The sequence below is a fragment of the Arthrobacter sp. MP_M4 genome, assembly GCF_035984855.1.
Classification (GTDB): domain Bacteria; phylum Actinomycetota; class Actinomycetes; order Actinomycetales; family Micrococcaceae; genus Arthrobacter.
In genome coordinates, this window is the sequence record NZ_JAXCHX010000035.1 from 1 (window position 1) to 20,058 (window position 20,058).

General features: G+C 65.5%; 14 protein-coding genes. 5 read left to right on the forward strand and 9 right to left on the reverse strand.

Annotated features, from left to right (window positions below):
• The first annotated feature begins 103 nt into the window (after window positions 1-103).
• From RCH15_RS17700 to RCH15_RS17710, 3 genes are all read left to right on the forward strand, one after another.
• Complete coding sequence (locus RCH15_RS17700) at window positions 104-1,021, forward strand: ISL3 family transposase (RefSeq protein ID WP_326961964.1); 918 nt, start codon at window positions 104-106, stop codon at window positions 1,019-1,021.
• A gap of 877 nt (window positions 1,022-1,898) precedes the next feature.
• A complete protein-coding gene (locus tag RCH15_RS17705; RefSeq protein ID WP_326961965.1) occupies window positions 1,899-2,102 on the forward strand; it encodes a cold-shock protein in 204 nt (67 codons plus the stop codon).
• A 1,075-nt stretch (window positions 2,103-3,177) separates the two neighbouring features.
• Window positions 3,178-4,209 (forward strand): NADPH:quinone reductase, encoded by a 1,032-nt coding sequence (locus RCH15_RS17710; RefSeq protein ID WP_326961966.1) that lies wholly within the window; start codon window positions 3,178-3,180, stop codon window positions 4,207-4,209.
• A gap of 83 nt (window positions 4,210-4,292) precedes the next feature.
• Here the strand turns inward: RCH15_RS17710 and RCH15_RS17715 are convergent, their stop codons facing one another.
• The 7 genes from RCH15_RS17715 to RCH15_RS17745 all read right to left on the reverse strand — a co-directional run bounded on the left by RCH15_RS17715 (window position 4,293) and on the right by RCH15_RS17745 (window position 11,144).
• Window positions 4,293-5,669 (reverse strand): MFS transporter, encoded by a 1,377-nt coding sequence (locus tag RCH15_RS17715; protein ID WP_326961967.1) that lies wholly within the window; start codon window positions 5,667-5,669, stop codon window positions 4,293-4,295.
• Between the two features lie 88 nt (window positions 5,670-5,757).
• On the reverse strand, window positions 5,758-6,210 hold the full coding sequence (locus RCH15_RS17720) for a MaoC family dehydratase (RefSeq protein ID WP_326961968.1): 453 nt from the start codon (window positions 6,208-6,210) through the stop codon (window positions 5,758-5,760).
• Complete coding sequence (locus RCH15_RS17725) at window positions 6,211-7,404, reverse strand: thiolase family protein (protein WP_326961969.1); 1,194 nt, start codon at window positions 7,402-7,404, stop codon at window positions 6,211-6,213.
• On the reverse strand, window positions 7,404-8,180 hold the full coding sequence (gene fabG / locus RCH15_RS17730) for a 3-oxoacyl-ACP reductase FabG (RefSeq protein ID WP_326961970.1): 777 nt from the start codon (window positions 8,178-8,180) through the stop codon (window positions 7,404-7,406). The genes RCH15_RS17725 and fabG overlap by 1 nt, the downstream gene beginning before the upstream one ends.
• 63 nt (window positions 8,181-8,243) lie before the next feature.
• The gene (locus RCH15_RS17735) at window positions 8,244-9,428 is read right to left on the reverse strand and encodes an acyl-CoA dehydrogenase family protein (RefSeq protein WP_326961980.1); all 1,185 of its coding nucleotides are present in this window, start codon (window positions 9,426-9,428) and stop codon (window positions 8,244-8,246) included.
• 8 nt (window positions 9,429-9,436) lie between these two features.
• Window positions 9,437-9,901: an acyl-CoA thioesterase gene (locus RCH15_RS17740; RefSeq protein ID WP_326961971.1), complete on the reverse strand. Its 465-nt coding sequence runs from the start codon at window positions 9,899-9,901 to the stop codon at window positions 9,437-9,439.
• Window positions 9,894-11,144 carry a CaiB/BaiF CoA transferase family protein gene (locus RCH15_RS17745; RefSeq protein WP_326961972.1) on the reverse strand — a complete coding sequence of 417 codons (1,251 nt, stop codon included), beginning with the start codon at window positions 11,142-11,144 and terminating at the stop codon, window positions 9,894-9,896. The genes RCH15_RS17740 and RCH15_RS17745 overlap by 8 nt, the downstream gene beginning before the upstream one ends.
• A gap of 172 nt (window positions 11,145-11,316) precedes the next feature.
• On the opposite strand from RCH15_RS17745, the gene RCH15_RS17750 reads away from it, so the two are divergent.
• Both RCH15_RS17750 and RCH15_RS17755 read left to right on the forward strand, forming a co-directional pair.
• Entirely contained in the window at window positions 11,317-12,225 is a 909-nt protein-coding gene (locus RCH15_RS17750; protein ID WP_326961973.1) for a LysR substrate-binding domain-containing protein, read from the forward strand.
• Window positions 12,226-12,351: 126 nt separating this feature from the next.
• Complete coding sequence (locus tag RCH15_RS17755; protein WP_326961974.1) at window positions 12,352-13,539, forward strand: acyl-CoA dehydrogenase family protein; 1,188 nt, start codon at window positions 12,352-12,354, stop codon at window positions 13,537-13,539.
• A gap of 97 nt (window positions 13,540-13,636) precedes the next feature.
• Here RCH15_RS17755 and RCH15_RS17760 read toward each other — a convergent pair whose 3' ends face one another.
• Together RCH15_RS17760 and RCH15_RS17765 are read right to left on the reverse strand one after the other, a co-directional pair.
• Complete coding sequence (locus RCH15_RS17760) at window positions 13,637-15,619, reverse strand: serine/threonine-protein kinase (protein ID WP_326961975.1); 1,983 nt, start codon at window positions 15,617-15,619, stop codon at window positions 13,637-13,639.
• A 79-nt stretch (window positions 15,620-15,698) separates the two neighbouring features.
• Window positions 15,699-20,018, reverse strand: coding sequence for an FtsK/SpoIIIE domain-containing protein (locus RCH15_RS17765; protein ID WP_326961976.1), 4,320 nt, complete (start codon window positions 20,016-20,018; stop codon window positions 15,699-15,701).
• Between the last annotated feature and the right edge of the window lie 40 nt (window positions 20,019-20,058).

Below are 20,058 nucleotides of genomic sequence, written 5' to 3' on the forward strand. Positions count from 1 at the left end.
CTACAAATCGCGTATCCTCTTGAGAAGTGCAGCCCGGATGGCAGCATGAGCAATCATCTCAGCAGACCATTCCCCGGGAACCTCGAAGAGCCACTTTGAGGACATGATCGCCTGGCTGGTCACCCGTGCGGACAAGACCACGGTGTCCGCCTTCGCCCGGATAGCGTGGCGGACTGTCGGGGCGATCTGCGAACGGGTCGTTGCCGAACAACTCGATTCCACCCGGTTTGAAGGCCTGGTCAATATCGGGGTGGATGAGATTTCCTGGCGCAAGCACCACCGCTACCTGACCCTCGTCTCGGACCACGCCACCTCCAAAATCGTGTGGGGCGCCCCGGGGAAGAACGCGGCGACACTGGACGGATTCTTCCACGAGATCGGAGCGGAAAACACGGCGGCGATAGAGGCAGTCAGCATGGATATGGGGCCCGCTTTCGCTAAGTCCGTGAAGGCCAATGCCCCGGCCGCGGTGATCTGCTTCGACCCGTTCCACGTCATCCAACTTGCCACGAATGCCTTAGAAGCCTTCCGCCGTTCCATCTGGCAAAGAACACGTGAGTTGCCCGATCAGGACATCGCGAAGAAGTTCAAAGGTACCCGCTGGGTGCTGCTGAAAAACCCTCAGGACCTGACGGAGAAACAACAAGTGACCCTGGCCGGGCTCGAACACACCGGAGGGCTTCTCTGGGACGCGTACCAACTCAAGGAATCCCTCCGGGAAGTCTTCGCCGGAGACCTGAACCCCGAGGACGTCATGGAGATGATCACCACCTGGTGCGGGCTCGCTGCAGCCTCCGGCATCAAGGAGTTCACAAGGGCCGCCGCGACGATACGGTCACACATCCAAGGCATTTACGCAGCCGTGACAAGGAAACTCTCAAACGGACGCCACGAAGGGCTGAACAACAAGATCCGAACGATGACCCGCAGGTCCTACGGATTCCACACACCCGAAGCCGCACTCGCCCTGATCATGCTCGCCTGCGGACCCGTCAGAATCAAGCTCCCATACCAGAGATAACGGAACCCACATCTCTGTCAGGAGAGCCCGAAAAAGTTGCAGGCAATCAACTTCACAAGTCGCTGTCCGCCCCACGTTTACCCCACGGAAATGATGAAAAAGGGTGACATGTCCTTGATCGTCACTGGTGCCAAAAACGCCTAGATTCCGAGGATAATCCAGGCGATGCTAACTCTTGGCGGACAACGAAAGGTGCCATCCCATGAGAAGAGGTCAGGAGTTCGAATCTCCTTAGCTCCACAATTTGCGGGGATTTACGAACCTCCGGACGCTCCGAATAGACACTTTCATAACACTTTGTGCCGACAGGTGACTCCCGGAGCCCGCTTCGGTGTGTACATGGTGTGCGCCATCTGGGTCACCCCAATGCCGCATTGTATCCCCAGGTAGATGCGTTCGCCCTCTGAGCCTATGACCGTTGTCAGCAGCACGGCCATGACATCCGGCCGGACTTTCCGTACGGTGTCACTGGTGCCGGGGGCTTGCACTCGGGCGTCCAATCGTCCGGCCCGGCCCGCACAAGGTGGACGACGATCCGGTTCTCGTTCTCGTTCTCTTTCCGAGCAGAGCCGGGATCGATTCATCTCTCGAAGCCGAAGCCGGGTGGACATAGGGAGATGGGTGGGCGGAAAAGATCCCGTCGACGAGCGGGCTTCCAGCGCACCAATGGCAGTGAGGCCCGGGGTGACCCAGTCGGCACTGGACCAGGCCCCCGCCGGTCTGCAGAATATTGTCAGGCCGGCTTGGCATTGAAGCGTTACAGGATCGGTCACTTGTTGCCCCCCGTCGGGGCTGACACGTAGGCTCGTGAGTGTGAGTGGCTGGGATGGCAATCCGACAAGCGGAACCGACCAGCGACCCGTGAAGGAATAGCAACATGGCAACAGGTACTGTCAAGTGGTTCAACGCCGAAAAGGGCTTTGGTTTCATCGCCCCCGAGGACGGAAGCGCTGACGTGTTCGCACACTATTCGGCAATCGCCTCCAGCGGATACAAGTCCCTGGACGAGAACCAGAAGGTCCAGTTCGACATCACCCAGGGTCCTAAGGGTCCCCAGGCGGAGAACATCCAGCCGCTGTAGCGGTCGGCACAAGAGACTGGCCAGCCGATTATCGCTGGCCAGTCTCTTTCTGTGTCCAGGTCTTGGGCAGTAGCTCTGCCCGGCCAGTGCAGGCCTGGCCAGCGGGCCCGGTCGAAAGGCTAAGTAGCGGGGCGGACGACGGGGTCTGGATACATGCTGTCGTGGAGCGGGGAAGGGGTTCCCTTGTCGCCGTCACCCGGTCCGTCCAGCGTCCGGAGGATGCCCGGAACTCTTGGTAATCTCCGGTCGGGACCCGTCACGATCGGCATTGATCGGGCCCTCCTGAACAGCTGTGGTCTCTCCCCACGGTCCTGTACGAAGCACACGGCTCCTGAATATTGGCTGACTCGGGATGCGCCGAAGTGAGGCGTTCACCGGGCCACCTGCCACAAGAGCCTCTCCTGCAAGGTCAAGTAACGGGAGTGACGATGATCCCGAACCACCACCATCTTCTCGGACTCCTCGAAGCGGCCGAGCCGGTTCCTTGCGGGACGCTTCGCCACCGACTTCCCGGCGTACCCTGACGGGGAAGGGGAGCGGGGGACCGTCCTCTTCTTTGACGGCGGCTACTGGGATGTCCGGATGGACGGGGGCCCAGCGTTCCTGCTTGCGCCCGGCGGCTCCAGAGTGATCCAGACGGACGGCTCGGCGATGACTGGCAGATCAACGCCGGGGAACCGGTCGAGGAAACGGACGGGGCCTGGCGGATGCCGCTGACGAACCTGGAGAAGACCATTAAATCCGGCGTGCAGCAGTTCACCGGGGCTCCCCCGTCACGGAGCGGGAAGCCATAACGATGTCCGGGCCAGAGTCAGCCACGCGCACTGACTAAGCGAAACAGGCAGCCCCGGACCCGCTCCCGGTCCTGAAGGCCTCCGGCGGGTACGGCATCGTTCGCCGACTCGCGAACGAACCCGATAGCTGGGAGCCGGTCCCGGACTGAGTCCCGCCCGGTCAGAACTCTCCGGATAGGCACCGGAACGATGGTGGGTTCCACGGCCCTGGAAGGATCGTGGACCGCGGCTGGTCCGGCACCGGTGGGAATTTTCGGTCCGGGCCGGCGTTGGGTCTGAGTATGAAAGCAATCGTGTACCGCGCCACCGGCGATCCGTCTGTTCTTGAGCTCATCGACCGTGAGGTCCGCGATCCGGGGCGCGGGGAGGCGCGTGTACGGATCGTGGTCTCCGCTGTGAACCCCACCGACTGGAAGTCGCGCCGCGGCGGCAAACCGGGTGAGGCGTTGCCCTTCCCGGAGGTCGTGCCCAACCAGGACGGCGCCGGAGTGGTGGACGCCGTCGGACCCGGCGTCGAGCGTCTCCACGTCGGTGACAGGGTCTGGTTGGCCTTGGCAGCCTACCAGCGGGCCGACGGCGGGACAGCCCAGGAGTTCGCCGTCTTGCCGGCCGAGCGGATCTTTCCGCTGCCGGAGAACGCCGGGTTCGACCTCGGCGCAAGCCTGGGCGTTCCTGCGATCACCGCCCACCGCGCCCTGACGATCGCCGAGGACGGGCCGCGGCGGCTGCACCCGGGGGCCTTGGTCGGCAAGGTGGTTCTCGTCGCTGGTGGGGCCGGCGCCGTGGGCCATGCGGCGATTCAGCTCGCTAAGTGGGCCGGCGCGGTTGTGATCACGACCGTGAGCGGACCGGGGAAGGGTGCGCTGGTCACGGCCGCCGGCGCCGATCACGTCATCAATTATCGGGAAACCAGCGCAGCGGCGGAGATCCGCCGGATAGCTCCCGAGGGCGTCGACCAGATCGTGGAGGTGGCACCCGCGCAGAACGCCGAGCTGGACTTGGCAGTGATCCGCAACCGCGGCTCCGTGGCGGTTTACGCCAACAACGGCGGTGATCTGGTGAGCCTGGATGTGCGCAGGCATTTCAGCCTCAACGTCCGCTACCAGTTCGTGTTGCTTTATACCGTTGGTACGGCGGCGGTGCACGCCGCTGCAGAGGACATCAATGCGGCCATCGCCGATGGCGCTCTTCCGGTGGGAGAGGCCGCAGGCCTGCCGCTGCATCGCTTTGACCTGGCTGAGACGGCAGCGGCCCACGCGGCGGTGGAAGAGAGCATCGTCGGCAAGGTGTTAATCGAGGTGTCGGCTGGCTAGCCGGTAAGGCTTCGGCGGCCTCACCGGAATCATCACCCTACCGCGGGCTGAGCGGTCCGGATTGCGGACCGCTCAGCCCTGGTTCAAAAGGCGTCTGCCTCCGAGTTGAGGTCCCGGCCGCGGGTTTCCGGAGCGAACAACCCGGCCGCCCAGCCGATCGCGGCATAGCTCATCAGGATGCCGGCCACCGGAACCCAGCCTGGACCTGTCGCAACGACGACGGCGGCGGCCAAGATGGGTCCCAGACCGCCCGAAAGCGCGGCGCCGAGCTCCTTAACCGTGGTCATAAATGAGAATCGGCGCTTGGATCCGAACATCTCCACCAACCAGGTTGATTCCACGCCGTACATGTTGGGGAGCGGACCCCCGAGGAAGATGACAAAGACGAGGGTTACCAGCACGGGGTTCCGGGTTTCAATCATCAGCATCGCAGGAACGGTGAAGACGAACTGAAAGCCGGAGAGCCACAGCCACACTTTGCGCCGGCCGAGGCGGTCGGTGAGCTTGCCTGTCAGCAGAACTGTGGCGATGCCCAGGATCGAGCCGAGCGTCACTCCGGTCGTGACCAGGTTCGCGTCTATTTTCACCACGGACACGGTCCAGCCGATGAGGAAGCCCTTGACGAGGTAGACCGAGCCGTTCTCACCGAGTTTGATGCCCAGGGAAACGAGGAACGACTTTTTGGCGTCCGCCGCATCCCGCCACACACTTTGCTGCCTGGCCTCGGCGCGAGCCTCAGCGCGCCGCGCCTTGACCGCCTCGAAGACCGGTGACTCGCTGATGCTGCGCCGCAGGTACAGCGCCACCAGTGTGGTGACCACGCTCAGCAGGAAGGGAACACGCCAACCCCAAACGAGGAAGTCCTCCTTCGGCATTTGGGAGAGCAGCAGCCACAGTCCGCTGGCCAGAAGCACACCGGTCGAGGTGCCCAGTGCCACCACTGCGCCGTAAAAACCGCGCCGGCCCACGGGGGCGGATTCCACCAGCAGCAGCGAGGCCCCGGATAGTTCGGCTCCCGCACCGAAGCCCTGGATGAGCCGCAGCAACACGAGGAGGATGGGGGCGCCGACGCCGATCTGGGCGAAGGTGGGCAGCAGGCCCATCCCGAGGGTGGCGACCCCCATCATCCCGACAGTGATGACCAGAACGGATTTTCGGCCGTATTTGTCCCCAAGATAGCCGAAGTAGATTCCGCCCAAAGGCCGGACAAGGAACCCCGAGCCGTAAGCTGCGAAGCTGGCCAGCAGTGCCATTGCCGGGTCGTTGTTGGGGAAGAACAGCGGCCCGAAGACCAGAGCCGCAGCCAGGGTGTAGAGCGTGAAGTCCATGTACTCCAGGGCAGAGCCCAGCCAGGACGAGATTGAGGTGCGGCGCAGTTCAGCCGGTGACACTTCCGGATGCAGCGACGTGCCCTGTGGGCTCGCCTCGGCGTATTTCAGGTTTGGGTTTCCAGTGACCACGGAGTTTCTCCCTCGTAAAGAGCCTGCGGGCAGGCTCTGCCGTAACGTCGTTGTTCGGATGGTGGTGCTAGGTGGTTGCGGAGCCTGTTCAGCTCCGGAGCAGGGAGACAGTCTCCGCGATGCAGGCCGGTTTCTCGGAGCCTTCCAGCTCGATCACATGGTGGAACTGCAATTGCAGTCCCTTGGCCGTATCGGTCACCGAGGCCAGCGCCAGCCGGTCCCTAATACGCGAGTTGACCCGTGCCGGCGCCGGAAACCTGACCTTGTTGAGGCCATAGTTGATGATCATCGCCGCCCGTTGCACCCGGTAGACCTGACCAGCGAGGTACGGCAGCATTGACAGGCTGAGATACCCATGGGCCACCGTGGCGCCGTACGGCCCGGCGGCGGCCCGCCCCGGATCGGTGTGGATCCACTGCTGGTCCAGGGTGGCATCGGCAAAGGACTGGATCTGCGTTTGGTCCAGGGTGTGCCAGCCGCTCACCCCGAGTTCTTTTCCTGTCATGCTTGCCAGCTCAGCGGCGTTTTCGAACAGTCTCATTTAGACCCTCTCCAGGAGCATGGCGACGCCTTGGCCCAGACCGACGCACATTGTGGCTAGGCCGCGGGTGACGTTTTCGCGTTCCATCCGGCCCAGCAATGTGATGACTATCCGTGATCCGGAGGAGCCCAGCGGATGTCCGAGGGCGATCGCTCCGCCGTCGTTGTTGACGGTGCCGGCATCCATGCCGAGCAGCCGCATGCAGGCGAGTGACTGCGCGGCGAAGGCCTCGTTAAGTTCGACGGCGCCCACGTCGTCCAGGGTCCACCCTGCCCTGGCCAGCGCCTTCCTGGTCGCTGGCACCGGGCCGATGCCCATCACTTCCGGGGCGACTCCGGCGGCCTGGCTTGTGACGATGCGCGCCCGCGGCGTCAGGCCGTAGCGTGCCACAGCTTCGCCGCTGGCGACCACCACTGCGGAGGCGCCGTCGTTGAGGGAACTGGAGTTGCCAGCGGTGACCATCCCGCCGGCCTTCACTATCGGCGGGAGGCCGGCGAGGGCCTCGGCGGATGACCCGCGCCGGGGCCCCTCGTCGGTGTCCACGAGCGATACTTCTCCACGCCGGCTGGTCACCGGGACGGGGACGATTTCGTCGCTGAAACGGCCAGCGTCGATCGCCGACACGGCGAGTTCGTGGGAGCGCAGCGCGAAGCTGTCCGCGTCAGCGCGGGAGATCCCCTCGCGGCTCGCCACCTCCTCGGCGGTTTCGGGCATCGTGTACCGGGCGTGGGCGTTCATCCGGGGATTCACGAACCGTGCACCGATCGACGTGTCCGCCAGTTCCCCCGGTCTCGCGAAGGGCTTTTCCGGCTTAGCTAAGACCCAGGGCGCGCGGGTCATGGACTCGACGCCGCCGGCAACTACAAGATCGGCGTCGCCATTGCGCACCGACTGCGCCGCCATGCTGATGGCTGTCAGACCCGATGCGCACAGCCGGTTGACCGTGACAGCGGGAACGGCGTGGGGCAGCCCGGCCAGCAACACGGCCATCCTGGCAATGTTCCGGTTATCCTCCCCGGCCTGGTTGACGCAGCCCAGGATGACCTCGTCAAGGCTGGCCGGATCGACACCGGCCCGGGACACTGCGGCCTGCAGGACCAGCGCGGCCAGGTCGTCGGGCCGAACCGTGGCAAGCACGCCCCCATGGCGGCCCACCGGGGTGCGGACGCCGCCGACAAGGAATGCCTCGGGCATCAGCGGGCCCCACCGTTGATGTAAAGGGTCTGCCCGGAGATGTAAGAGGAATCGTCGCTGGCGAAGAAGGTCACGGCGGCGGCCACTTCTTCCGGCTGGCCCACCCGGCCCAGCGGGGTGCGGGCCGCCACCGCCTCCTGGTGCTCGGCCGGGCTGCTGCCCACACGCTCAGCCGTTGCCGCGGTCATTGAGGTGGCGATGTAGCCGGGCGCAACGGCGTTGACCGTGATGTTGAACGGGCCGAGTTCGATTGCGAGCGTCGCCGTCAGGCCTTGGATGCCGGCCTTCGCGGCGGCATAGTTGGCCTGGCCACGGTTGCCCAGCGCGCTGCGGCTGCTTAGTGAGACGATTTTTCCGTACTTCGCCGGGACCATGTACCGCTGGGCGGCGCGGGAGCAGAGGTAGGCACTCGTGAGGTTGGTGGTTAGGACCGAGTCCCAGTCCGGCCGGTCCATCTTAAAGAACAGGTTGTCGCGGGTAATGCCCGCATTGTTGACGAGGATGTCCAGCCGGCCGAACTCCCGGTAAATGTCATCGAAGACGAGGTTCACGGCCGCCTCATCCGTGACGTCGCAGGCGGCAGCGACGGCTTTACCGCCGCTTGCGAGCACCTGCGGATGATTTGAGATCCGCTGTGCGGTGTCCTTGGCGCCGTCCCCGTTGAGGTCCAGGACGACGACGGTGGCGCCTCCGGTGGCCAGCTTCAGTGCTGTGGCGGCGCCGATTCCCTGCGCGCCGCCGGTGACGGCTGCTACCAGGTTGGTGAAGTTGCTCATGGTGATTCCTTTGCTTGCGTGGGATTCGACTGGTGCCTGTGTGGCGCCTGCCATGGCCAGGATCTAGCTGAAGGCGGAGAAGCCCGTGATCTCGCGGCCGACGAGTAGGGACTGGATGGAGTCGGTACCCTCGTAGGTCGAGACGACCTCCATGTCGGTCATGTGCCGGGCCACGTGGTTCTCCAGCAACACGCCGTTGCCGCCGAGCATGTCCCGCGCCTCGGAACAGATCCACCGGGCCTTCCGGGCCGTGTGCATCTTGGCCAACGAGGCCATGGGCCCGGTCATCCGGCCGTCTTCGGACAGAACCGCCAGCCGGAAGCAGATCAGGTGCATGGCCGTCAGCTCGGCGAGCATGTTCGCAAGCTTGTTCTGCACGAGTTGGAAACTGCCGATCGGTTTGCCGAACTGCTGGCGGGTCTTCGCGTAGTCCACCGCGATCTCGTAAGCTGCCATGGCATGGCCAAGAGATTCCCAGGACGCTCCGCTGCGGGTGGACGTCAGGACGCGGGTGACGTCCTTGAACGAGTGGCAGCCGGTGAGTCGGTTTTCCGCCGGAATCCTGAGGTTCTCGAGGGTGATGTCCGGCTGGAGGATCGCCCGCTTGCCGATCTTGCCGGTGATGACCTCGGTGGAGTACCCGTCCGGGTAGCCGCCGTCATCGTTGCGCTCCATAACGAAGGCCTTGACCTTGGCGTCCGCTTCGTCGCGGGCGAAGAGGATGACGACGTCGGCCATGCTGGCGTTGCCAATCCAGCGCTTGCGTCCGTTGATGATGTAGCTGTCGCCCGCCCGCCGCGCACTGGTCTCCAGGGCCACAGAATCGGACCCATGTTCAGGTTCGGTCAGGGCGAAGGCGCCGATCTTGTCCAACGTCGCCATCGCGGGGAGCCAGCGTTGCTTCTGTTCATCGCTGCCAAGCATGTTGATGGTTCCCATCGCCAGGCCGGACTGGACGCCGAGGAAAGTGTTGACAGAACCATCGCCGCGAGAGACTTCTGCGGCGACGATCCCGGCGGCAAGTCGGCTAAGTCCGGGGCAGCCGTAGCCGGTTATCGTGGTTCCAACGATGCCGAGGGCGGCAAGTTTGGGGATCAGCTCGAAGGGGAACTCGGCCCGTTCCCAGTAGCCGTTGATGACAGGCAGAAGGTCTTTGTCGACGAAACCGCGGACCTTTAGCCGGAGAGCCCGGTCCTCAGCGGTGAGGAAATCGTCCATCAGGTAGAAATCGGTTCCGTGCTCGGCCATGTGTGGTGTCACTGGGTTAGCTCCAAGGGTGTGTGATCGGGGATCCGCGGTTCACGGGATTCCGTGCCTGTTTGCGTGGGCAGGTACTGGGCGAGCCAGCGCCGCTCTCGTTCCGCCAGGGGCCGGGCCTTGCCGGTCTCCGGCCAGACGGAAACAAGCACCGTCCGGCCGTCGACGGCGACTGCGCCGTTCTGGGCGCCGGTGAATTCAAGGCTGAAGGAGCTTGTGCCGATTGTGCTGACCGTGAGTTCAACGTCAAGGTCTTCGCCGTGGTGGATCGGTCGCCGGTAGCTTATTTCGAGGGCAGCTACCACCGTGGGGGTCGCTTCGGCCGGGCGGATTCTCGGCATCGCCGCCCGCCACTTGATTCGCGACTCCTCCAGGAGTGTCACGACGGCGGCGTGATTGACGTGTCCGTTAAGGTCCTGGTCCGACCACCGCGGGGAGACGTGGGTCCGGTAAGCCTCAGGCATGGGCCAGCGTTGTCTGGTGCGCCAGCCAGGTTCGGACCAGCTCAGAGCTTTCATTGAGTTCTGGTGGCGCGAGTGCGTAGTCCACCGGGGTGCGGGAGTAATCGACGGGATGCCGCACGGTTGGAATCTTTCGGGCCCCGGTGCCGGCCAGTACCACCGGTTGCAGACCCAGCTGTGCGGCGAAATCGACCCCGCCGCGTACGTCTTGGATCGGCGCACACGGAAGCCCTGCTGCGGAGAGTTCACGGAACCACTGCGCCGCGGACTGAGGGGCAAGCCGGGTGTGGAGGATATCGCGCAACTCGTCCCGGTGGGCGTTGCGCTGGAGTGTCGTGGCGAACTTGGGGTCCCTGGCCACCTCAGGGATAGCCAAGGCCCCGCAGAGCCGGACGAATTGGGCGTCATTGCCCGTCGCGATGATGATCATGCCGTCACCGGTCTGCATCGGGGCGTACGGATACATGCTGGGGTGCTCGTTACCCATCCGGGTCGGCACCACACCGCCGGTCACGTAGGCAGCGGACTGGTTCACCATTCCGGACAAAGCCGACGTAAGGAGGTTCAGCTCCACCAGTTGGCCCTCGCCGGTCTGGTCCTTGTGGTGCAGGGCCCCCAAAATGCCGATGGCCGCGTGTAAACCCGTGATGACGTCAAACAAAGCGATGCCGGCCCGGTACGGCTGCGTGTCCTGGTCCCCGGTCAGGCTCATCATTCCCGAGGCGGCCTGCACGAGCAGGTCGTAACCCGGGATGTGCGCGCCGGCGCCGGTGCCGAACCCGGTGATGGAGGCATAGATGATGTCCGGTTTCAGTTCCGCGGCGTCGGCATAGTCCAGACCAAGCCGCGCCATGTTGCCGGGTTTGAAGTTCTCGATCATGACGTCCGCGGAACGGATCAGCGAACGCGCCACGTCCAGGTCCTCCGGGTCTTTCAGATCAAGGGCGATGGAGTGCTTGTTCCGGTTCACGGCGAGGAAGAACGTAGCCTCGCCGTCCCGGACCGGGGGCATGTAAGTGCGGGTGTCGTCACCGTCGGGGCCCTCGACCTTGATCACGGTGGCGCCCATATCGGCCAGGAGCATGGTGGCGTAGGGGCCGGCCAGCACCCGGCTGAAATCCGCGATGACGACGCCGGCGAGGGGCCCGGTGCTTGTCCGCCCGAGGCCGTCAGCGCCCCTCCGGTCTCGGCCGCCGGCGTGACGGCTGCGCCCGCCGGCCGCCGGTTCGGTGCTCGGTTGTGTCATGTCATTCCTCCGATGTGTGGTCTGCATCACCACCATGGCAGGCGGACTCATTCGCGTCCAATACGCATTTGGCGCCCGATTGATACCTCTCCGACATCAATGGCCAGGCCGTTCTGTCGAGTATCTTGGGCCTATGGACTATGACGATTACCCGAGCGGGAGCTGACCGGGTTTGGAAATACAACAGATCCGGGCCTTCCTGGCGGTGGCCGAGGAGCTGCACTTTGGCAGGGCCGCGCTCCGGCTCCACATGGCCCAGCCGCCGTTGAGCCGGTCCATCCAGCGATTGGAACATGAACTCAAGGCACGGCTCTTTGTGCGTAGCACCCGGACGGTGCAGCTGACAGCGGAAGGACAGGCCCTGCTGGCTCCGGCACGTGAGATCCTGGAGGCCTGCCGCCGCTCAAGCCTCGCGGTCGCCTCGGTGGGCCGCGGTGAAACCGGGCGTGTGCGGGTCGCTTTCGCCGGTGTCTCCTCGCATGTGATGGTGGGTAAGCTTGCCAAACGGGTCCGGGAGGCGCACCCCGGGATCGATTTCGAACTGTCCAGCTCCAACTTCGCCCTACCGGCCATGGACAAAGTCATGAGCGGCGCCATGGAAGTCGGCCTGGGCCGCTGGAACTTCATCCCGGCCGTTCTGGATTCCCGGATCGTGGCCAACGAACGGCTCGTGGTGGCCTTATACGAAAGCCACCCCCTGAGCGCTCGCAATTCGCTGCGAATGGCCGACCTCGCAAAGCAGCCATTCGTGACCCTGCCCGAGAACCCGGGAGCAATTCTCCACGACCACCTTCGGAGGTTGTCCAGCGCCGCCGGCTACGCTGCGGAGATTGCACAGGTGGCACCGGATTCACAGACGCTCATGGCACTTGTGGCCGCCGAAATCGGAGTCGCTTTGACGGTGTCCTCCGTGCCGGAGAATTTCAGCCACCCGGGGGTTGTCTTTCTCCCATTGGACGACCCGGCCGACGTCATCCAGTTGCGGCTGGTCTGGCGGAAAGACAATGCCAGCCCGGCGCTGCGAGAGGTCCTTCGGCTTTCAGAAGCCGTACTGCCGTCACCCGCCGGGGCCGGCGTTTGATACGCCGCAGGTATCAAGGCGTGCCGGATTCGGTATTGGATCTGACGCAATCCGGCTGGCACAGTGGTCGGAGATCGTCGGTGGATACAGCCGGCCCCGCCGCATGACATGCCAGGAGAATGAAACATGACCGTAACTGCACCCGCCCTGGTCCTCGACGACGTGCTCAATCTGGACAGCCTGCTGAGCCCGGATGAGCTGCAATTGCGCAGCGCCGTCCGGGACTTCGTGAACGAACGCATCCGCCCCAATATCGGCGCATGGTACGAGGACGCCCACTTCCCGCTGGAGCTCGTTCCAGAGCTCGGAGCGCTGGGAGTCCTCGGGATGCATTTGAAGGGCTACGGCTGCCCGGGCCGCAGCGCCGTCGAGTACGGACTCGCCGCCATGGAACTGGAGGCCGGCGATTCCGGGCTTCGGACGTTCGTCAGCGTCCAGGGTTCCCTGGCCATGAGCGCCATCCACAAGTGGGGGTCCGAGGAGCAAAAGAATGAGCACCTGCCAGCGATGGCCCAAGGCGAAAAGATCGGCTGTTTCGGATTGACCGAACCGACCGCCGGCTCCGATCCGTCGAGCATGGCGACCTTCGCAGAGCGTGACGGCAACGGAGGCTGGGTTGTCAATGGCGCAAAACGCTGGATCGGCCTCGCCTCCGTCGCCCAGATTGCGGTGATCTGGGCCAACACCATTGAGGGCGTCCGCGGATTCATCGTGCCCACTGACACGCCCGGTTTCACCGCGACCCCCATTGGCTCGAAGCTGTCCATGCGGGCCTCGATTCAATGTGACATCAGCCTGGACGATGTCCGGCTGCCAGCCACGGCGCTGCTCCCTGGCGCACACGGACTCAGTGGGCCCTTTGCCTGCCTCAATGAAGCCCGTTACGGGATCATCTGGGGCGCCATGGGCGCGGCCCGGGATTCCTACGAAGCCGCCCTCGAGTATTCCAAGCAGCGGTTGCAGTTCGGCAAACCCCTTGCCGGCTATCAGCTCACCCAAGAAAAGCTGGTAAACATGCTGCTGGAGATTCAGAAGGGCACGCTCCTTGCCTTGCACACCGGACGCCTGAAAGACGCCGGGACGCTGGAGCCGGCGCAGATTTCCGTGGGGAAACTCAATAACGTCCGCGAGGCCATAGGCATTTGCCGCGAAGCCCGCACCGTCCTGGGGGGCAACGGCATTACGCTGGACTACTCGCCGCTGCGACACGCCAACAACCTCGAATCCGTGCGCACCTATGAAGGTACGGACGAGGTCCACACTCTCATCCTGGGCCAGCGCATCACGGGCATCTCCGCCTTCCGGCAAGGGTGACGGCCGGCCTCGTGCCGAATCCGCGGTGAACCACCCGCTGATCTGGTCCAATGACCCGCCCCGCCATCGTCACCACCTCACCGTTGTGCCCGAATTCTCAATCCTGCGAATTTTCGCGTGACGTAATGCCAAAGCTCTGGGACTGCAACTCGGTGAAGTTACCGACGCTGGCACGCACGGTGCACTGAGGCGTGATCTGCAGGGCTGTTACGGTGAGCCCCGCGCTGTCGACCGCCAGCGCCCCGCCACAGCCATCGGAGAACCGCACCCCCTTCTCGCCGCCGCTTACCGCCACCAGCATCTGCGAGGGCTTGCCCGACGTCGGACTCACGTACATCGGGTTCAGCTCGTCGGCGCCACCGGCCCAGACAGGAACCAGGGTGATCTTCAGCGGGCTGGGCGTCACCACGCGTGTCGGAGTGCGCACCTCCACGCCTTTCAGCCGTTGCACTGGATATTCGGTGCTCTTGACGGCCGGGTCCTGCGTCGCGGTGGTCGTCGTCTCGGACCCGGCACGCAGCCACGCGTCGAGCGCCTTTTGATCTGCGGGTGATACCGGCACCGTAGCGGTCACCTGGGCGGAACCTCCTGCCGGGATCTCCAGTCCTGACACCTTCCAGCCGCACTCAACGTCGAGACCGGTGATAGAGGGCTGGTTCCGGCTCACTGAAGACCCGTCCCATGAGGCCGCCGGGCACGCGTCCCCACCGGCCAGGCCGGGGATTACCTCCAGGAAATCACCGGACAACGGGGCCTTCTGCGCCGCATACGCGATGGTCAACCGGACCTGACCGGAAGAGGGCTCGTAGGATGCCGCACGCGAAATCGTCAAGCCCGTCGGAAGGGCAGTGTCCTGCAACTGCGCGGACAGCCGTTCGCCGGCGGCCGCAGGCGCGTTCTGCTGGTTTCCCGGTGCCAGAACAGCGAACCCGACAACCATCGCTACAAGCAATAGGGCCGCGGTGCCGGCGAGCAGCAGCGCTTTGCGCGTGCGCCAGAAAGGGACGGCAGAGGTTTCCTCGGGCCGGACTTCCGCCAGCGGCCGCCCCACGCGACGCGGGATTGGACGGGCGATCGTCGCGCTGCCCGCTTCGCCGAGTTCCGGAGCCCCCCCGTCGTCTCCGGCCGGTGGAGGCGCCGCCAAGGCTGCGAGTTCCTCATCCGTAAAAGCGCCCCGGACCACAGTCGCGGAGCGGTCGACGGCGGCGAACTCAGCGGGAGCTTCCCCCCGGGCGATGGCGGCGCTGCCGGCAAGGCCGGGCGCGAGACGCCGCAGTGTCGACGCAGCCTCGGCCGCGGTCGGGCGCTGCGCGGGGTCTTTGGACAACAGCCTGTCAAGTACTTCCCATGTTGCATCGTCGACGGGAATTCTCGGTGGGCGCGAGGAAACGTGGCGGTAAGCGACGCTGAAATCCGTTCCCGGCCCGGCAAAAGGGGTGCGCCCGGCGAGGAGCTCGTAAAGCATGACGCCGGTTGAGTACACATCCCCTGGCGGTCCGGACAGGCCCCGACTGATGAGCTCCGGAGGCATGTACTGCGGCGTGCCGATGAGGCCGGTGGTCTGACGGATCCGTTCGCCCACCACGTTGGAGATGCCGAAGTCGGAAACCCGAACGTCGCCCACGCCGCACTCGGGCCACGGCCGGGTGAGGAGCACGTTGTCCGGCTTGATGTCCCGGTGCGTCACACCCCGGGCATGGGCGAAAGCCAATGCGTCGAACACTTCGGCGGTGACGGTGAGCGCATCCAGGGGACGCAGCGGGCCGGCTTCCTTCACCGCGTCACGCAGGGATCCGCCAGCGATATAGTCCATGACGATAGCCAGCCGCGGGCCTTCCACCACCATGTCGCGCACCGTCACGATGTGGGAGTCCCGGAGCCCGAGCAGCACGGAGCGCTCACGGACGAACCGTTCCACGAGCGAGGGATCATCGGCATGCTCCGGCCGCAGGACTTTGGCCGCAAACGTCTGGCCGTCGGCCGAGGTGACGGTCCAAACATCGCCCACGGCACCGGAACCCACCCGTTCACCGAAGCGATACGACGCTCCCAGCGCCTGTCCCGTCTGTGCGATTTGCATCCCGTATCCTCCAGCTTCGTCCATCTGATTCTTCAAGTCAGCCCGGCCACGACTTCCGTGTGGGCGCCCGCCGCCGGGGTTAACCCTCGGGGCTCACTGACTGGATGAGTGCCATTTGTCCGCCTACCCCGATATAGCCTCGCCCTACAGTCAGCGCCACGGGCGATTTGCGGGGAAGAACCGCCCCCAGCAGTTCGCCGTCGTAATTTACATCCGGTTGCAGAAGCACGCCCAGGCGGGATTTGCGGAGCGTCTTCGTCCAGTGACTGTACAGCCCGCGGAGATCCGCGGCCCGTCCGGCAGCGATGACACACAGCCCCGGCCGGCCGGACGCCACCACCCCCGAGATGGATTGATCGGCGTCTTCGAAGCGCTCTGCGTCGTCAATCAACAGGAACACCGTCCCGCGCTCGAGGCGCAAGGCAGCCAGCAAAGCGGGCACCTCATCCGCGCCGACGGCCACGCGGTCCAGGTCGGCGGTGGCCAACGACGAACGACGATCGCAGATGCCCCACACCTGCGCCGGTCCCCGGGACGTGGCCGCGCCACGCACCGCTGCGGCCAGGGCCAGAAGCAGCGTGGACTTACCCGATCGGGCAGGCCCGGCGATCAGCGCATGCTCACCCTCGTAAATCTGCAGGAACGCGGGGGAGAGGTCCGCCTCACACAACCCCACCGGTATAAGCCAAGGCGCGCCCTCCAGCCTGGCGCCAACGCCCAACTCCGGCAGCGTGACTTTGCCGGGCAGGCGCCTGATGGCCGCAGTCTTCGCCGGTACATGCGCCCAGCGCTGCCGGACACGGCCCACCGCGGCGGCCATCCCGACGCCGGGCGTGGCTACATGCATCTGGAGGGAGGTGCTGGGGTCCACACAACGGCCGGGAAGCGGCGCAGGGATCTCCTTGCCCCGGACACCGAGCGAGGAGTAGTCGTAGGTGTCCGCGAGCCGGAAGAGCCACTTCTGCAGCGTCACCTCATTCATGGCCGAGGGCACCGCCTTGGCGCGGGTGGTGGAGACAGCGAACGAAAGTCCCAGCGCGGGGCCGTCCGCGTAGGCGCTGTACAGCAAGGCCAGCAGTTGTTGCCCTTCGAAATCCTGGAACTCATCCCGCAGCGAGGCCAGGCCGTCCAGCAGCACCACCGTGCGGCGGTGCTGGCCGGGTTCGGCGCGGCGGCGCTCCAGTTCGGTGTGCAAGTGCCGCAGGAAGCGGGCCTGCTGCTCCTTGGCGCCGGCACCCGTTCCAACATAGGCCACGGTGTGTGGCAGGGATTCGAGTGGTTCAAGCTCACGGGAGCCCATATCGAGAATCATCAGATCGAGCTCCGCCGGATCAATGTCTCTGGCAAGCGTCAATGCGATCGAGGCCAGCGTGGTGCTCGTGCCGGAGCCGGCCACGCCCATGAGCATCAGGTTTCCCACGGACATGTCCCATCCCGCCGCCGACTGGCGCTGCAGATCCGGTTCGTCCACGATGGACACCAGGACAGACGAGTCCCGCACGGCGCCTACGATCGGCAGGTTCCGGGCTTCGGGGTCGGCGGGAGCGCCGGTGGGCGCAGCAAGGCCGCCGCCGTCCGGCTGAGGGAGGAAACCTTCCAGCTCCACACGCTCGCCGAGGGCTTCCGGCCAGACCTGCCGGGGCCGGGCGTACCCTGCTTCGGTGTTGGCTTCGATCACCGCGTCGATGAGAAGGTCCAAGTCGTTGTCGTCCGTGTCCGAAGACCGTGGCGCCGCCGCCGCCGGCATGGGGACGCCGAACTGGCGGATCCCACGCACCTCTACCGCGGCGCCGCCTTCAAGCTGTGCCTGTCCGGTGACGAGGGCGGTCTGTACTGGCGTGATGTCGTCCTGGCCCAGCTTCACGAAGGCGCGGCCCATCTGGGCCCGCCCGATCGCCGAGGCGGCGGGCACGCCGATGACGTTGTTGGAGTCGTCGCGGCTCTGCACGCGCAGGGCAACCCGAAGGTTCGTGTTCGCGAGGATGTCGTCGCTGACGACGCCGGCCGGGCGCTGGGTGGCCAGGATCATGTGCACACCCAGGGTGCGGCCCACGGCACCCACGCTGACCAATGCTTTCAGCACATCCGGGAAGTCCTTGGCCAGCATGGCAAACTCGTCAATCACCAGCAGCAGCCGGGGCATGGGCTCGGCCGGGTTCGTCGCCAAATAAGCGTTCAGGTTGTCCACGCCCTCGCCGGCCCCGGCAAACACACGCTGGCGCCGCTCCATCTCCGCCTCCAACGCGCGGAGGGCCCGGTCGGCGAGTTGTTCGTCCAGATTGGAAATTGTGCCGATGGTGTGCGGAAGGCGCTCACAGGCCTTGAAAGCCGCACCGCCTTTAAAGTCGACCAGGATGAAGTTCAGGCGCGTCGGATCGTTGCGTGCCGCGAGGCCGGCCACGAGCGAGCGCAGGAATTCGGACTTGCCGGATCCGGTCGTGCCGCCGACCAGGCCGTGGGGGCCATCCTTGACCAAGTCAAGGGTCAGGGGCCCGTTTTCCCCGGCGCCTATCGGTGTGGAAACTCCCGTGGGGGCCTGCCACAGGCGGCGGATCGTCGCGGCGTCCGGGCGTTCGTAGCCGAGCAGCCCGGGGAGCCGGACCAGCGATGGCAGCGAGGCGCCAGGTACGCTCAACTCCGGATCATCAAAGTGAGCCAGGTTCATCGCGCAGCGAAGGGCCTCCTCCTGGTCGAGGCCCGCCAGGATGACGTCCTCAACCCGGGTCAGGGTCTCCGGCTGGTCCACGGTGGCCGCAGCGTCCGCCCCCACCCGGATTATCGTGGTGCAGGAGGCCGGCAGCTGCTCTTCTGAGGTGGCGATGACAATGCCCGCCACCCGGGAGTGACGCTGCTGCGGGTTGATGTGGGCCCCTGGCACGGAGCGGCCCACGCCGAGAAGCGCGCGCGCCGGGGAATCCCTGCCCTCCGTGAGCACCTCGGAGTCCAGGACTACCAACATCGCCGGCGTGGGTAGCTCCTGGACACTGTCCTTGAGCGTGCGCAGCATGGCCAGACTCGTCTCGCGGTGCGCGGACATCCACCGCTCGCCTGTGCTGCTGCCGGCTTGGCGGGTGTGCGGCAGCCACGAGGCCCACTCCCACTCATCGGCGCGCCCGGCGTCGCAGAAGACGCCGATTGTCAGATCAGCCGGACCAACGTGCACCGCAGCCTGGGCCAGGAGGGAGCGCGCGAGTGCCAGTACACCTTCCCGAGGGCCCACCATGCCCACCACCCCGGCGTCTGTCAGGTCAACCAGCACGGGCGCCGACTGCAGGCGTGCCGCCGCGAGGGAGTCTTTCACCTTCTCATCGAGGCGCGTGCCGGCATTGCGATCCATCTCGGGATGCCACGGCACGTCGCCTGTGCCCGCATGGAGGGCGAGGAAGTCCTCAGAGTCTGCGCGGCGCTGCCACAGGGACGTGGTGGGCAGGGACGCGCGCCGGACGACGGTGGCGGGATCGGGGATCAGCCGATGGCGCCGCCCAGTCTCCGCCGCAGCGGCCGTGCGGACCTGCTGTTCGAATTCTTCGAGCGCCCTGGCGAAGCGCTCTTCCTCCTCTTTCAGGCCACGGGCGTGTCGTCGCTTTTGTTCGAACCACATACCTACGGCCATCACAGGGCTAAGCATGGCGAACATTGCGAAGCGCAAATCCCGCAGTATCACCACCATCGCCGCCGCCATGACGAGGGGCGCCAGTACCGTGATGACGTTGAACTTGCCGGCCGGCGGCACTTCGCTGCGGCTCGGTGGCAGCAAAGGGTCGCCTGGCGGGGCTTGCCCGGGACGGGGAGGGCGGTTGAAGGGGGCTGTCGCCGCCGGCGTGAGGTTATGCAGGCTTCCCGCCGTCGGGGCGGGAGTCTCGTCCAGAGCCCGGCGCACGAGGAGCACGGTGCCGCCGGCGGTGATCGTGGCGGTCTCGGTGACAAGGGTGCCGTCCTCCTTCACCGGCTCGCCGTTGACGAGAGTGCCATTTGTGGACCCTCCGTCCAGCACCCGTAGCCCGTCCTCCTCCCGGCGAAGGCGGCAGTGGTCCCACGACGCGCTCTCGGTGGGAAGGCTCAGGTCGGCATGCGGAGACCGGCCGATGAGCATGTCGCGCCCTGGCGGAACGGCAATGACACCGCCGGTTCGCTGGCCGCCGGCGAGCGTCACGCTCCAGTCCCGCACACGCTCTGGAATTGGCCACGGCGTTCGCGAGATGCGGCTGCCTTCCAGGACGATCAGCTCAGAAACTGGGGTGGAGCCCCGCACCTCGGCTTCGTTCAGAAACACTGCCTCGTCGGGCGCCAGCCGCGGGCCGCCGGCGGCCTCGACGAAGTCTGAGAGCGTAGTGGACGGCGCGGCGTGGGCCACCTCGCACTCAAAGCGACGCTCATCCAAGTCGATCAGCACGCGCATCAGGGCGTTCCTTCCGTGGGGACATGGCGCCCCGACCGCA